The 13,772-nt window shown below is 59.3% G+C and carries 15 protein-coding genes and 1 tRNA gene; 7 read left to right on the forward strand and 9 right to left on the reverse strand.

Annotation, left to right across the window (positions count from 1 at the left end; genetic code table 11):
• Positions 1 to 4: 4 nt before the first annotated feature.
• The 3 genes from ACRER8_RS03240 to ACRER8_RS03250 form a co-directional block, all read right to left on the reverse strand.
• The gene (locus tag ACRER8_RS03240; RefSeq protein ID WP_431744914.1) at positions 5 to 397 is read right to left on the reverse strand and encodes a VOC family protein; all 393 of its coding nucleotides are present in this window, start codon (positions 395 to 397) and stop codon (positions 5 to 7) included.
• Between the two features lie 100 nt (positions 398 to 497).
• A complete protein-coding gene (locus ACRER8_RS03245; protein ID WP_431744915.1) occupies positions 498 to 992 on the reverse strand; it encodes a GNAT family N-acetyltransferase in 495 nt (164 codons plus the stop codon).
• 392 nt (positions 993 to 1,384) lie between these two features.
• A tRNA-Ser gene (locus ACRER8_RS03250) sits at positions 1,385 to 1,472 on the reverse strand.
• 135 nt (positions 1,473 to 1,607) lie between these two features.
• On the opposite strand from ACRER8_RS03250, the gene ACRER8_RS03255 reads away from it, so the two are divergent.
• The 7 genes from ACRER8_RS03255 to ACRER8_RS03285 all read left to right on the forward strand — a co-directional run bounded on the left by ACRER8_RS03255 (position 1,608) and on the right by ACRER8_RS03285 (position 5,896).
• Positions 1,608 to 2,279 carry a Bax inhibitor-1/YccA family protein gene (locus ACRER8_RS03255; RefSeq protein ID WP_431744916.1) on the forward strand — a complete coding sequence of 224 codons (672 nt, stop codon included), beginning with the start codon at positions 1,608 to 1,610 and terminating at the stop codon, positions 2,277 to 2,279.
• A gap of 127 nt (positions 2,280 to 2,406) precedes the next feature.
• Positions 2,407 to 2,799: a sulfurtransferase complex subunit TusD gene (tusD, locus tag ACRER8_RS03260; RefSeq protein ID WP_431744917.1), complete on the forward strand. Its 393-nt coding sequence runs from the start codon at positions 2,407 to 2,409 to the stop codon at positions 2,797 to 2,799.
• Between the two features lies 1 nt (position 2,800).
• Positions 2,801 to 3,163: a sulfurtransferase complex subunit TusC gene (gene tusC, locus ACRER8_RS03265; RefSeq protein WP_431744918.1), complete on the forward strand. Its 363-nt coding sequence runs from the start codon at positions 2,801 to 2,803 to the stop codon at positions 3,161 to 3,163.
• Positions 3,163 to 3,462, forward strand: a complete 300-nt coding sequence (gene tusB, locus ACRER8_RS03270) for a sulfurtransferase complex subunit TusB (protein WP_431744919.1) — start codon at positions 3,163 to 3,165, stop codon at positions 3,460 to 3,462. Before tusC ends, tusB begins: the two co-directional genes overlap by 1 nt.
• A complete protein-coding gene (locus tag ACRER8_RS03275) occupies positions 3,459 to 3,794 on the forward strand; it encodes a TusE/DsrC/DsvC family sulfur relay protein (protein WP_431744920.1) in 336 nt (111 codons plus the stop codon). Before tusB ends, ACRER8_RS03275 begins: the two co-directional genes overlap by 4 nt.
• The gene (locus ACRER8_RS03280) at positions 3,791 to 4,792 is read left to right on the forward strand and encodes a glycosyl transferase family protein (RefSeq protein ID WP_431744921.1); all 1,002 of its coding nucleotides are present in this window, start codon (positions 3,791 to 3,793) and stop codon (positions 4,790 to 4,792) included. The genes ACRER8_RS03275 and ACRER8_RS03280 overlap by 4 nt, the downstream gene beginning before the upstream one ends.
• Positions 4,793 to 4,888: 96 nt before the next feature.
• Positions 4,889 to 5,896 carry a glutathione S-transferase family protein gene (locus ACRER8_RS03285; RefSeq protein WP_431744922.1) on the forward strand — a complete coding sequence of 336 codons (1,008 nt, stop codon included), beginning with the start codon at positions 4,889 to 4,891 and terminating at the stop codon, positions 5,894 to 5,896.
• A 136-nt stretch (positions 5,897 to 6,032) separates the two neighbouring features.
• Here the strand turns inward: ACRER8_RS03285 and cysG are convergent, their stop codons facing one another.
• The 6 genes from cysG to ftsK all read right to left on the reverse strand — a co-directional run bounded on the left by cysG (position 6,033) and on the right by ftsK (position 13,557).
• The gene (gene cysG, locus ACRER8_RS03290; protein WP_431744923.1) at positions 6,033 to 7,427 is read right to left on the reverse strand and encodes a siroheme synthase CysG; all 1,395 of its coding nucleotides are present in this window, start codon (positions 7,425 to 7,427) and stop codon (positions 6,033 to 6,035) included.
• Positions 7,428 to 8,708 carry a serine--tRNA ligase gene (serS, locus tag ACRER8_RS03295; RefSeq protein ID WP_431744924.1) on the reverse strand — a complete coding sequence of 427 codons (1,281 nt, stop codon included), beginning with the start codon at positions 8,706 to 8,708 and terminating at the stop codon, positions 7,428 to 7,430.
• Between the two features lie 29 nt (positions 8,709 to 8,737).
• Positions 8,738 to 9,112, reverse strand: a complete 375-nt coding sequence (crcB, locus tag ACRER8_RS03300; RefSeq protein ID WP_431744925.1) for a fluoride efflux transporter CrcB — start codon at positions 9,110 to 9,112, stop codon at positions 8,738 to 8,740.
• The gene (locus ACRER8_RS03305) at positions 9,112 to 10,434 is read right to left on the reverse strand and encodes a replication-associated recombination protein A (RefSeq protein ID WP_431744971.1); all 1,323 of its coding nucleotides are present in this window, start codon (positions 10,432 to 10,434) and stop codon (positions 9,112 to 9,114) included. Before ACRER8_RS03305 ends, crcB begins: the two co-directional genes overlap by 1 nt.
• An 18-nt stretch (positions 10,435 to 10,452) precedes the next feature.
• Positions 10,453 to 11,076, reverse strand: coding sequence for an outer membrane lipoprotein chaperone LolA (gene lolA, locus ACRER8_RS03310; RefSeq protein ID WP_431744926.1), 624 nt, complete (start codon positions 11,074 to 11,076; stop codon positions 10,453 to 10,455).
• 75 nt (positions 11,077 to 11,151) lie between these two features.
• Positions 11,152 to 13,557, reverse strand: coding sequence for a DNA translocase FtsK (gene ftsK, locus ACRER8_RS03315; RefSeq protein ID WP_431744927.1), 2,406 nt, complete (start codon positions 13,555 to 13,557; stop codon positions 11,152 to 11,154).
• Positions 13,558 to 13,772 lie beyond the last annotated feature (215 nt).

The raw sequence follows: 13,772 nt of genomic DNA on the forward strand, positions 1-13,772 counted from the left end.
GCCCTCAACTGCTGAAGAAAACCGCCACTTTGTTTCCGACCGGGTCGCGCAAGTAGGCGACATAAAACCCTGCCGTGTACGCAGCCCGTGTTCCCGGGCTGCCCTCATCCGCCCCGCCATTGGCCAAGCCAGCTGCGTGTACGTTCTCGACCTGGTTTCTGGAGTCTGCGCGGAACGCCGGCATCATTCCATTTCCAACAGTGGCGGGTTGTCCGTCGAATGGTTTGGCAACATGAACGGTGCCAGGGCCGTTGGATTTATCTTCAATGTCTGACAGCGAGTAGCTGTGCTGACCGTCAGACGATTCTTTCTCATAACCCAAGGGCAGCAGGATCGCGTCGTAGAAACGCGCTGAGGCGTCGATATCATTCGCGCCGATGAACAGATAACTGAGCATGATCTCTCCCAGGGCGCTCGAACGCAGGGATTTGATGAGCGCCTAGGCTAGAGACCTCCGGCTGTGAAGGGGATTCAGCCGCGACGAAGTATTCGCAATATCACAATGCCAATGCATAGAACCGGGTGTCGACCATCATCAAAGGAAAGCTGTCTGGCAGATCCTGCTGATCGATCAGCTCGAAGCCATGCTTCTCATAGAAACGGTGTGCAGCAAGGAACTTAGCGGTGGTTCCCAGATAAATCCTTCGCACTCCACGGGTTTTCGCAGCCGCGATCAAGCACTCAAGCAGCTTTCTGGCCACACCGAATTCGCGTCCGCGCCAAGCTGCGGCCACGAACATCTTGCGCAGTGCGACTTCGCCTTTGCCGATGTCCTTGAGGCCGATCGTTCCGATCACCGCTCCGTCATTTCGCGCCACCCAGAAATCTCCCGTGCCGGTCTGATAGAACGGCTGGATATGCATCAGATCGGGCTGATCTTCAGCGGCAATCGCAATCCCGAACTCCTCGCGCTGAATAGGTACGATCAATTCCACAATACCTTTCTCGTCACCCGGCGCGTAACGGTCGATGCTGATTCCGGACGTGGTCACAAGGGCCTCCTGAAACGGTTCAAAGCGCTGGATACTGCCCGGGATGCGGCCGGTCGTAAAGCCCAGGTGTGCAGCCGTAATTCACCTGCCCGTGGTTCCATCGTTCGCAATCGCTGAAGGCGGTTTGGCCATTGTCGCGAGCGCTGACCAATCCTTTGCGCGAAGGCCATAGGCCACGGAGGCGACCATTCTGGATGCACCACATCTTTCAGCCCCGGGGCCGATACAGGCTTTGCGAGCGCTCGCTGATCTTGTCGGGAAGGTGATTGGGCTGATTGCTGAACGGTGAGTCAGGCACTGTTCGGCGGTTTGCGGGCATGCTGGTGCTTTCATTGGGATTCGATCCCAGAAACGAAAAAGCCCTGAATAATCAGGGCTTTTTCGTATAAAGATGGCGGAGGCGCAGAGATTCGAACTCAGGGACCTGTTACAGTCGGCAGTTTTCAAGACTGCTGCCTTAAACCACTCGGCCACACCTCCATTGCGTTGCGGGCGCCATAATACCGTAATGAAACAAGCTGTCAAACTCTCTCCCTCGCGTGTTGCCACCGCTCTGTTATGATCTTTGCAACTTGAGATTTCAAATCATCCATTCCAGTCATCAGGAGTAGCGCCATGCGCGAACAGGATTACGCAGTCAACAACCGCGTGCAGGTCGAGCAGCTAGAGGTTAGCCGCGTCCTGCGCAACACTTACGGCCTTCTGGCTCTGACCCTAGCTTTCAGCGGCATCATGGCATTCGTCGCACAGCAGATGCATGTGCGCTACCCGAACGTCTTCGTGGTACTGATCGGTTTCTACGGTCTGTTTTTCCTCACTAACAAGCTGCGCGATTCGGCCTGGGGTCTGGTTTCGGCGTTTGCGCTGACCGGCTTCATGGGCTTCATCCTTGGCCCGATCCTCAACCGTTACCTGGGGATGCAGGGCGGCGCAGAGATCGTTTCTTCGGCGTTCGCGATGACAGCGCTGGTGTTCGGTGGTCTTTCGGCCTACGTGCTGATCACCCGCAAGGACATGAGCTTCCTCGGCGGCTTCATCACCGCAGGCTTTTTTGTCCTGCTGGCGGCGGTACTGGCTAGCATGTTCTTCCAGATCAGCGGTCTGCAACTGGCGATCAGCGCAGGCTTCGTGCTGTTCTCGTCGGTTTGCATCCTGTTCCAGACCAGCGCCATCATCCACGGCGGTGAGCGCAACTACATCATGGCGACCATCAGCCTGTATGTTTCGATCTACAACCTGTTCATCAGCCTGTTGCAGATCTTCGGCATCATGGGTCGCGACGACTGATCAACCGTTACAGCCTCAACAAAAAGCCCGCTTCGGCGGGCTTTTTGTTGCCTGGTTAATGTGTAGGCTCTTTGAATTCTTTATCATTGGCCCTATTCACACCGCCATTCGCTGATCGAGCCGCCCGATGAAGTTCGCAATCGCCCTGTATTCACCCGCTCATGCGCCCTCCTCGCGCCGCGCCTTGCTGTTCGCGCGGGCTGTGCTGGCCGCTGGGCATGAAATCGTGCGGTTGTTTTTTTATCAGGACGGGGTTCACAGCGCGTCCGCCAATATCGTCACCCCGCAGGACGAACTGGATGTGCCCGCGCAATGGCGAGACTTCGTGACGAATAATCAGCTCGATGGCGTGGTTTGCATCGCCGCCGCCCTGCGCCGTGGAGTTCTGAACGGAGAAGAAGCCGAGCGCTACTCGCGCCCTGCTGCGAATCTCTATGCGCCATGGGAGTTGTCGGGCCTGGGGCAATTGCATGATTCGGTACAAGCGGCAGACCGTTTGATCTGCTTCGGAGGGCCTTGAAATGGCGAAGTCGTTGCTGATTATCAGCCGCCAGTCACCCTGGTCCGGGCCCAGCGCACGCGAAGCGCTGGATATCGCTCTGGCCGGCGGCGCGTTCGATTTGCCGTTAGGGATGCTGTTTCTGGACGACGGTGTATTGCAGTTGCTGCCTTCCCAGAGCGCCAGCCTGTTGCAGCAGAAGGACATCACCGCCAATCTTCAGGCACTGTCGATGTTTGGCGTCGAGGACCTGTTCGCCTGCCACACCAGCCTCGCCGAGCGTGGCATGTTGCCAAACGAACTGAGCATCGAGCCATTGCATGTTCTGCGCGATCAGGAAATCGCCGCGCTCATTGACCGCTATGACCAAGTGATTACCTTCTGATGTCGACCTTGCACGTGTTATCTCACTCCCCTTTCGCCGACTCACGCTTGAGCAGCTGCCTGCGCCTGCTGGGTCACGAAGATGCAATTCTGTTGTGCGGCGACGCCACCTATGCGGTGACGGCCTCTACGGCTGCGCGTCAGGCGCTGGACGCCAAAGCCGACAGCCTCAAACTGTTCATCCTCGAAGAGGACGCCAAGGCGCGAAACCTGGTGCTGCCCGATTGGGTGAGCCGCGTCGATTACCCCGGATTCGTCGAGCTGTCGGTGCAGTACGACAAGGTCAATACCTGGCTATGAAACAGCTTATCGTCGACGGGCGCACCATCGTGCTGGATAAGGACGGCTACCTCGGAGACCTGCATGACTGGTCCAGCGAAGTCGCCCAGGCCCTGGCGCTGGAAGAAGACATTGCCCTGACTCCCGATCACTGGGAAATCCTCGAACTGCTTCGGGCTTTCTATGCCCAATACCAGCTGTCTCCCGCGACGCGCCCGCTGGTGAAATATGCGGCGCTGAAACTGGGTGCCGACAAAGGCAACAGCCTGTACCTGAATCGTCTGTTCAACGGCACTCCCGCCAAACTTGCCGCCAAGTTGGCGGGCCTGCCAAAGCCGACCAATTGCTTATGACCGAATTCGCCCCCCTCGTTACCGAAACGCCTGCAGAGCACCCGTTTGCGCAGTTCGTGCGCATCCTGGGCAAGGGCAAACGCGGCGCACGCAACCTAACCCGCGAAGAAGCCCGCGAAGCCATGGGTATGGTGCTCGATGAGAAAGTCGAGGATACCCAGCTTGGCGCGTTCCTAATGTTGCTTCGCCACAAGGAAGAAAGCCCTGAAGAGCTGGCAGGCTTCACCCAAGCGGTGCGCGAGCGCCTGACCGCCCCGGCGCTGACAGTGGATATCGACTGGCCGACTTACGCTGGCAAAAAACGCCATTTACCGTGGTATTTGCTGGCGGCCAAATGTCTGGCAGAGAATGGCGTGCGGGTACTGATGCACGGTGCCGGCGCTCACACCGCTGGCCGCCTTTACAGCGAGCAGCTGTTGGGACTGTTGGGTATTCCGCTGTGCCGCAACTGGGAGGCGGTGGGCGACGCGCTGGAACGGCACAATATCGCTTTCATTCCCCTAGGGGATTGGGCGCCGCAGCTGCAACGCATGATCGAACTGCGCAATACCTTGGGTTTGCGTTCGCCGATTCACTCACTGGCGCGGATTCTCAACCCGCTGGGCGCTCGCTGTGGGCTGCAGAGCATCTTCCATCCCGGTTATCAGTCAGTGCATCGCGACGCCAGCAGCCTGTTGGGCGACCATGCCATTGTGATCAAGGGCGACGGCGGCGAAGTGGAGATCAACCCTGACACCATCAGCCATTTGTACGGCACCACCGATGGCCAGCCTTGGGACGAAGAATGGCCGGCCCTGTCCGACCGTCGGCACGTCAAACCGGCGACACTGGATCCTCAGCAACTCGTCGGCATCTGGAAAGGCGAAGTCCAGGACAGCTACCCGCAGTTGGCGCTGATTGCCACTATTGCGCTTGCCCTGCGTGGTCTGGGACTGCCCCGCCCTGAAGCCTTCGAACGCGCCGAGCAGTATTGGGCTAATCGAAACAGATCGATTTAGCAGATCATGACTCCCGACTCTTTGCGTCATTTGTCCGAACGATTGTCTTTAGACTGATCTCCAACGTACGCACGTACACATTTTTTGGAGTCAGACATGGGCCTTCTGGTCGAAGGACGCTGGCAGGACCAGTGGTATGAAAGCAGCGACGATGGGGCGTTTCAGCGCGAACAGGCGCAACGCCGCAATTGGGTGACCGCCGATGGTCGCCCTGGTCCTTCAGGCGAAGGCGGCTTCAAGGCCGAGGTCGGTCGTTATCACCTCTATGTTTCGCTTGCGTGTCCATGGGCGCACCGCACGCTGATCGTGCGCAAACTCAAAGGTCTGGAAAGCCTGATCGATGTGTCGGTCGTGAGCTGGCTGATGCGCGAAAACGGATGGACCTTCAACCGGCAGACCGGTTCGACCGGTGATCCGCTCGATGGCCACAGGTTTTTGTATCAACGTTATCTAGCGGACACCCCCGACTACACGGGGCGCGTAACCGTGCCGGCGTTGTGGGACAAGAAGCTGCAATGCATTGTCAGCAACGAGTCTTCAGAAATCATCCGCATGTTCAATTCGGCGTTCGACGAGCTGACCGGCAATCCTCTGGACCTGTACCCCGAGGCGTTGCGTGCCGAGATCGACCGGCTGAATGACGCGATTTACCCGGCGGTGAATAACGGCGTTTACCGCGCAGGCTTCGCGACGGCGCAAGGCGCGTACGAGGCAGCGTTTGACGACGTGTTTGCCGAGTTGGATGTTCTGGAAAAATTGCTGGGTGAAAAGCGTTACCTGGCCGGTGAGTACCTGACCGAAGCCGACGTGCGGCTGTTCACCACGCTGATTCGCTTCGATGCCGTTTACCACGGCCACTTCAAGTGCAACCTGCGACGTATCGCGGATTACCCGAACCTGAGCAACTGGGTGCGTGAGATGTATCAACTACCAGGTGTGGCCGAGACAGTGGATTTCGTGCACATCAAGCATCACTACTACGCGAGCCATGCCACCATCAACCCAACAGGTGTGGTGCCCAAAGGGCCTGCTCAGGATTTCAGCGGCGAGCATGATCGCGGGCGATTGAGCGGACGCGGGATTATGCAGAAAAGTAGAGCGTAAACAGAAACCCGTGGGAGCCGGCTTGCCGGCGAATGCGCCGGGTCAGGAACGAATGTATCGCCTGACACGACGCGTTCGCCAGCAAGCTGGCTCCTACAGTTTGAGTGCTTCGATTCAAATCAGCCTCACGTCTCTATCAGACGCTCGCCTGAGCCCCTTCGAACCACGCCAGCTTGTCCCGCAGCATCACCACTTCCCCCACGATTACCAGCGTCGGCGCATGAACCTCATGCTCCGCCACCAGCTGCGGCAGGTTGGCCAAGGTGCCGGTAAACACGCGCTGGTTGGTGGTCGTACCTTGCTGAATCAGCGCCGCCGGGGTGTCGGCTGCGCGGCCGTACTTGATTAGCTCGCTGCAGATGATCGGCAACCCGATCAGCCCCATGTAGAACACCAGGGTCTGCGCAGGGGAAACCAGATCTTTCCATGGCAGGTCGGTGGTGCCGTCTTTCAAATGGCCGGTGACGAAACGTACCGACTGCGCGTAGTCGCGATGGGTCAGCGGAATCCCGGCATACGCTGCGCAACCACTGGCCGCAGTGATACCCGGTACGACCTGAAACGGAACCCCGTGGGCGGCCAACTCTTCTATTTCCTCGCCGCCACGGCCAAATATGAACGGGTCGCCACCCTTGAGGCGCACCACGCGCTTGCCCTGCTGGGCCAGTGCAACCAGCTGTCGGTTGATCTGATCCTGCGGCAGCGCATGGTCGGCCCGTTGCTTGCCAACGTAGATTCGGTCAGCGTCGCGCCGACACAACTCAAGAATTGCCGGTGCAACCAGACGGTCGTAAAGCACGACATCCGCCTGTTGCATCAGGCGCAATGCCTTGAAGGTCAGAAGGTCCGGATCGCCGGGCCCTGCGCCCACCAGGTAAACCTCGCCAGTAGCAACAGGCGCCTGGCCGTCGATCTTGGCCTGCAGCAACCGCTCGGCTTCAGCGCCCTGCCCGGCCAGTTGTCGATCAGCGATCGGCCCCTGAAACACGTCCTCCCAAAACGCCCGACGCTGCTGAACGTTAGGAAACAGGTTCTTCACCTGATGACGAAAGCGCGCAGCCAGCCCCGCCAGGTGGCCGTAAGTCGGCGGAATCCAGCTTTCCAGCTTGGCCCGAATCAGACGCGCCAGCACTGGCGCATCGCCGCCACTGGAGACAGCGATCACCAAAGGCGAGCGATCGACGATCGCTGGGAAGATGACACTGCACAAGGCAGGCGCATCCACCACATTGACCGGGACTCCACGCTGACGGGCATCGGTTGAAACCTGGGCGTTGAGCGGTTCGTCGTCGGTGGCGGCAATGATCAGCACGCAACCGTTCAAATCCGCGTCACTGTAGCCGCGCAGAATCTGTTCGCCACCGCTGCTGTCGATCAGCTCGCGCAACTCCGTTCCGATCTCCGGTGCAACGACCCGCAGGACCGCCCCGGCGTCGGCCAGCAGCCGAGACTTGCGCAAGGCAATCTCGCCACCGCCGACCACCAGCACCCGGGCACCCCGCAGGTTATGGAACAGCGGCAGATATTCCATTTAGCCGATGACCTCGATGCCGCCCATCCACGGTTTCAGCACCTCCGGCACACGGATCGAACCGTCGGCCTGCTGGTAGTTTTCCAGCACGGCGACCAAGGTTCGACCGACCGCCAGGCCAGAACCGTTCAGGGTATGAACCAATTCAGGCTTGCCGGTTTCCGGGTTACGCCAGCGGGCCTGCATGCGGCGAGCCTGGAAATCGCCGCAGTTGGAGCACGAGGAGATTTCGCGGTATTTGTCCTGACTTGGAATCCACACTTCCAGGTCGTAGGTTTTCACGGCGCTGAAACCCATGTCTCCAGTGCAAAGCGACAGTACGCGATACGGCAATTCCAGCAGTTGCAGAACACGCTCGGCGTTGCCGGTCAGGCCCTCCAGCGCTTCCATGGATTTCTCAGGCTCGACGATCTGCACCATCTCGACCTTGTCGAACTGGTGCTGACGGATCATGCCGCGGGTATCACGACCGGAGGCACCGGCCTCGCTGCGGAAGCACGGAGTATGAGCGACGAACTTCAACGGCAACTGCCTGGCGTCGATAATCTCGCCAGCGACGATGTTGGTCAGCGACACTTCAGCGGTCGGGATCAGGTATAGATCCGCCTCGCCTTCGCGCGCGATTTTAAACAGGTCTTCTTCGAACTTCGGCAACTGGCCAGTGCCTTGCAGCGCAGGCGCCTGGACCAGGTAAGGCGTATAGGCCTCTTCATAGCCGTGTTCGTTGATGTGCAAGGTGATCATGAACTGCGCAAGTGCGCGGTGCAGACGAGCGATCGGGCCACGCAGCAGGGCGAATCGAGCGCCGGAGAGCTTGGCGGCGGTTTCGAAATCCAGCCAGCCGAACTTCTCGCCCAGCGCCACGTGATCCTTTACCTGGAAGTCGAACGAAGCAGGCGTGCCCCATTTACGCACTTCGACGTTTTCTTCTTCGTCAGCGCCGACCGGAACCGATTCGTGCGGCAGGTTGGGCATGCTCAGCAGCATGGCATCGAGCTCGGACTGAATGCCGTCCAGCTCTTTCTTGCCGGTGGTCAGCTCTTCGGCCATGCGATCGATGTCAGCCATCAACGGCGCGATGTCTTCACCGCGTTGCTTGGCCTGGCCGATGGATTTGGAACGGGCGTTACGCTCAGCCTGGAGCTGCTCAGTGCGGGTCTGCACAGTCTTGCGCTGGTTTTCCAGCGCTTCGATACGGGCCACGTCCAGTGTGAAACCACGGGAAGCCAGGCGATCCGCTACGTCCTGAAGCTGGGTACGTAACAGTTTGGAATCGAGCATATCGTTGCCTCGTTGTTGAATCGGGTTTATTAAATTCGGGTCAAAGACAGGCCAGCCCAGGTCGCGAGCAGCCCGCCCAGTACGCTGATCAAGGCGTAGCCGATGGCCAGGGGAGCTTGACCGCTTTCCAGCAGACGAATCGTGTCCAGTGAAAAGGACGAGAACGTCGTCAGGCCACCTAAAAAGCCCACCATCAGTCCAGCGCGCAGCTCGATCGGGACGTCCGGGCGAATCAGAAACAGCCCATACAGAAAACCGATCAGCAGGCAACCAACCAGATTGACGGCCAGAGTTGCCGTATAGAAATGGCGTGGCCAGTTCGCAGAGACAACGTTCGCCGTGGCAAAGCGCAATAATGTACCAGCCACGCCCCCGGCGGACACGGCAAGAATCAACTGAATCACTATTTTCTCCGCTGGCGGGGGCTGGCGCGGTCAAGCGCAGCCAGATGTTTGAGCTTTTCGCCGATTTTCAGCTCCAGGCCACGGGGCACCGGCTGGTAATACTGACGTGGTTCGAGTTCGTCAGGGAAGTAGTCTTCACCTGCGGCGTAGGCGTCCGGCTCGTCATGGGCGTAGCGATATTCCTCGCCATAACCCAGTTGCTTCATCAGTTTGGTCGGCGCGTTGCGCAAGTGCAGCGGCACCTCCAGCGAGCCGTGTTCGGTCGCTTCACGCATGGCCATCTTGAAGCCCATGTACACCGCGTTGCTTTTCGGCGCACAGGCCAGATAAACGATGGCCTGCGCCACGGCCAGTTCACCTTCCGGGCTGCCCAGTCGTTCCTGCACGTCCCATGCGGACATGCACAGCGGAAGCGCACGCGGATCGGCGTTACCGATGTCTTCACTGGCCATTCGCACTACACGCCTGGCCAGATAAAGCGGGTCGCAGCCGCCGTCGATCATGCGCGCGAACCAGTACAGCGCCGCATCGGGGTTCGAGCCACGAATGGATTTGTGGAGGGCGGAAATCTGATCGTAGAACGCCTCGCCGCCCTTGTCGAAACGGCGACGGCTGTCACCCAAAAGGCTCTGCAGAAGTTCAGGTTCGATCTCGCTGCCGTCCTCGGCCAGATCAGAGGCGTTTTCCAGCAGATTGAGCATCCGCCGACCATCGCCATCGGCGGCGGCCAGCAATGTCTTGAAAGCTTCATCGCCCAATGTCAGATGACGATTGCCCAGACCACGCTCTTCGGTCAACGCGCGGTCGACCAACTGACGCAGCGCCGCCTCATCGAGGCTCTTGAGCACATACACCCGGGCGCGGGACAACAGCGCGTTGTTCAGCTCGAACGACGGGTTTTCGGTGGTAGCGCCGATGAAGATCAGCGTGCCGTCTTCGACGTAAGGCAGAAACGCATCCTGCTGCGACTTGTTGAAGCGATGCACTTCGTCAACGAACAGGATAGTGCGGCGGCCATATTGACCCGCCTGCTGCTTGGCGATTTCCACCGCGTGACGAATTTCCTTGACCCCCGCCAGCACCGCCGAAACGGTCTCGAAGTGCGCGTCCGAGACTTTCGCCAGAAGCCGCGCCAACGTGGTTTTGCCCACGCCGGGCGGGCCCCAGAAAATCATCGAGTGCAGCGCGCCCTGCTCCAGCGCTTCTCGCAGGGGCTTGCCGTGGGCGAGCAGATGCTGTTGGCCGACGTATTCATCCAGATTGGTCGCACGCAATCGTGCGGCCAGAGGCTGGGCAATCGGCTCACTGCTGAACAGGTCCATGCTGGACACTCGAACCTCTTATTCCTGAATGACGTCAGCGCCCTTCGGGATCTGGAACTGGAATTTGCTCGCTGCGACAGGCTCGTTGGCCTTGACGCCAGTGAACAGGATGTTGGTGCGCTGGCCGACGCTGTCGATCAGTTGCATGTCATTGATCATGCCGTTGCGGAAGGACAGGCGCAGGTTGTCGAACAGGGTGTCCTTGGACTTGGGCTTGAGCACGAAATCGATCACGCCCCCCGCTTCCTTGGCGGTGATATCGAAGCTTTCGCTGATTTTCGACACGTCACCGGACAACAGCAAGGCGGGCGTCTGGGTCAGGCGCTGATCGAGGGTCTTGATAGTGACCTGCTCCAGGTCCGGGTCCCACAGCGTGACCTTCTTGCCATCGGAAACCATCGTCTGCTCCTGAGGCGCATTAGTGTGCCAGTAGAACAGGCCGGGACGCTGCAGGGTCATTTCGCCCGAAGTTTCCTGCAACTGCGTACCGCCGCCATCCAGGGTCAACTGGGAGAAGTTGCCAGTGAGGGTTTTCGAGTTTTCCAGCAGTTGAGTCAGACGCGCCACGTCCTTGCTGTCGGCGTGGGCCGGGATAGCGGAAAAAGCCACTGCAGATACCAACAACATGCGGATAAGACGCATGGGATTCCTCTTAGAAGTTCAGTTAAGGCCAAATGGCGCCATCAGGCGCCATTTGGACTCGCGACAAACGAAGTGTCAGTCACGCATGGGGGCTGGCGCAATCACTTCCCGCGAGCCGTTAGTGTTCATTGCGGTCACGACACCGGCCATTTCCATGGCTTCGATCATGCGCGCCGCGCGGTTGTAACCAATCTTGAGCTTGCGCTGTACCGCGGAGATCGAAGCGCGGCGGCTTTCCAGCACAAACTTGACCGCTTCGTCGTACAAGGCATCGCTCTCGCTATCGTCGCCGTCGCCACCGCCGCCACTGCCTTCAAAGCCGCTGCCGGCCTCTTCGACGCCCGCGAGAATGTCGTCGTTGTAGTTAGGCGTGCCGCGCAGCTTCCAGGCCTCGACGACGCGGTGAACCTCATCGTCGGAGACGAACGCGCCATGAACCCGGATCGGCAGACTGGTGCCCGGCGGCATGTAGAGCATGTCACCGTGGCCAAGCAATTGTTCGGCGCCACCCTGGTCGATGATCGTCCGTGAGTCGATCTTGCTCGACACCTGGAACGCCATGCGGGTCGGAATGTTGGCCTTGATCAGACCGGTGATCACGTCGACCGATGGACGCTGGGTCGCAAGAATCAGGTGGATACCCGCCGCACGGGCCTTCTGCGCGATACGCGCAATCAGTTCTTCGACCTTCTTGCCGACGATCATCATCATGTCGGCGAATTCGTCGACCACCACGACGATGGTCGGCAGCTTGGTCAGCAGTGGCGCCTCGTCATGAATGCTTTCGCGGTGATAAAGCGGATCTGAAAGCGGTGTGCCGGCGTCTTCGGCCTCTTTGACCTTATGGTTGAAGCCCGACAGATTACGTACGCCCATCTTGGCCATCAATTTGTAGCGCCGTTCCATCTCGGCCACCGACCAGCGCAAGGCGTTGGCGGCGTCCTTCATGTCAGTTACCACCGGGCATAGCAGGTGCGGGATGCCCTCATAGATCGACAGTTCGAGCATCTTCGGGTCGATCATGATCAGCTTGGCGTCATCCGGACCGGACTTGAACAGTATCGACAGGATCATCGCGTTCACGCCCACCGACTTACCGGAACCGGTGGTACCGGCCACCAGCAAGTGCGGCATCTTGGCCAGATCAGTGATCACCGGCTTGCCGCCGATGTCATGACCCAGGGCCAGGGTAACCGGTGATTTGGCGTCGTCATACTCAGGCGTCGACAGGACCTCGGAGAAGCGCACGATCTGCCGGTCTTCGTTGGGAATCTCGATACCCACGGTGGTCTTGCCCGGAATCACTTCGACCACGCGCACGCTGGTCACCGCCAGAGAACGCGCAAGGTCCTTGGCCAGGTTGGCGATGCGGCTGACCTTCACGCCGGCGGCTGGCTGGATTTCGTAGCGCGTAATCACAGGACCCGGATGGATCGAGTCTACCGAAACCTCGACGCCGAATTCCTTGAGCTTGATCTCGAGCAGATGCCCCACTGCGGCGAGGGACTCAGGCGAATAGTTGAGCTGTTTCTTCTCGGCCGGGTCGAGGATGGAAATGGGCGGCAAGGTGCCTTCCACGGCGCTGTCGACGAACAACGGTACCTGTTTCTCTTTCTGAATACGCTTGCTTGGCTCGGGCGGTTTGGCCGGAGCGGGCGCGATCACCGCTGGAATGTGCTTCTCACGCGCGGTCATATGCTCGCTCAGCGCCTGTTCGCGCTCGATCAGCCGCTCCTTGGCCCTGGCTTGCTCACGACGGTCCGGCACCACGGGCGCGACGACCTCGTCGACCCGCATGTCGACCTCGCGAAGTTGAGCGACCATCTGCTTGCGCTCGTTGCGGTCCGTCCACCAGCGATTGATCGCGCCCTGGAACAGCTCGAAAAGGTCCAGGGTGATCTTGCCAGTGGTGTCCATGACCTTGAACCAGGACAGATCGGTGAATACGGTCAGACCGAACAGGAACAATGCGATGAACAGCAAGGTGCTGCCCTGCACGTTCAGCGCACGCTTGGCCAGGTCCCCGAGGACCTCTCCCAGCACACCGCCGGCAGAGCCTGGCAGACCTGCGGCCGAATGAAAGTGGATATGCGCGAGGGCAGCACCAGAGAGAATCAGAAACACCAGACCGATCATCCGCCAGGAAAACAGCCAGCCGCTCCACTGCCACGGTTCGTGCCGCTGCCGAAATACCTGATACGCCTTGACCCCCAGCAGGATCGGGAAGATGTAAGCGAAGTAGCCCAGCACCATGAACAGGATGTCGGCGGAAAACGCACCGGCGCGACCTGCGGCGTTCTGCACCTGCACGGAACTGCTGGTGTGACTCCAGCCCGGGTCGGCCTGGTCGTAGGTCAACAGGGCCATCATCAAGTACAGGCACAGAAAGCCGAATGCGATCAGCGCACCTTCCTTGAGTCGGTAGTGCAAATGCTGCCGCCAGAGCGGTACGGGGCTGGGTGCTACGGTGGATTTCTTCAAAACGCTTCAATTCCTGCGCGCTAGCGCGAACATCTACTGGTGGTTGACTATGTACGACTGCATCGACGAAATAGTGCCGACCGATTCCTGATCATCGCGAAACGCCAACGAAGGTTGAACGTATGCTCGACAGGTGACTTGAAATGAGGTTAAACAACATCGGGCATTGTACGGATTTGCACGCTGCACGCCACGATAGTCTGGCGCGGACCTTG

It is taken from the genome of Pseudomonas sp. (assembly GCF_050739935.1).
GTDB lineage: Bacteria > Pseudomonadota > Gammaproteobacteria > Pseudomonadales > Pseudomonadaceae > Aquipseudomonas.

Bases quoted from the DNA above. Each gene is read 5' to 3' on its own strand.
- serS (WP_431744924.1), bottom strand. From the start codon at position 8,708: ATGCTCGATTCCAAACTGTTACGTACCCAGCTTCAGGACGTAGCGGAT.
- cysG (WP_431744923.1), bottom strand. From the start codon at position 7,427: ATGGAATATCTGCCGCTGTTCCATAACCTGCGGGGTGCCCGGGTGCTG.
- tusD (WP_431744917.1), top strand. From the start codon at position 2,407: ATGAAGTTCGCAATCGCCCTGTATTCACCCGCTCATGCGCCCTCCTCG.
- ACRER8_RS03255 (WP_431744916.1), top strand. From the start codon at position 1,608: ATGCGCGAACAGGATTACGCAGTCAACAACCGCGTGCAGGTCGAGCAG.
- tusC (WP_431744918.1), top strand. From the start codon at position 2,801: ATGGCGAAGTCGTTGCTGATTATCAGCCGCCAGTCACCCTGGTCCGGG.
- ACRER8_RS03240 (WP_431744914.1), bottom strand. From the start codon at position 397: ATGCTCAGTTATCTGTTCATCGGCGCGAATGATATCGACGCCTCAGCG.
- tusB (WP_431744919.1), top strand. From the start codon at position 3,163: ATGTCGACCTTGCACGTGTTATCTCACTCCCCTTTCGCCGACTCACGC.
- ACRER8_RS03285 (WP_431744922.1), top strand. From the start codon at position 4,889: ATGGGCCTTCTGGTCGAAGGACGCTGGCAGGACCAGTGGTATGAAAGC.
- ACRER8_RS03305 (WP_431744971.1), bottom strand. From the start codon at position 10,434: ATGGACCTGTTCAGCAGTGAGCCGATTGCCCAGCCTCTGGCCGCACGA.
- lolA (WP_431744926.1), bottom strand. From the start codon at position 11,076: ATGCGTCTTATCCGCATGTTGTTGGTATCTGCAGTGGCTTTTTCCGCT.
- ACRER8_RS03280 (WP_431744921.1), top strand. From the start codon at position 3,791: ATGACCGAATTCGCCCCCCTCGTTACCGAAACGCCTGCAGAGCACCCG.
- ACRER8_RS03275 (WP_431744920.1), top strand. From the start codon at position 3,459: ATGAAACAGCTTATCGTCGACGGGCGCACCATCGTGCTGGATAAGGAC.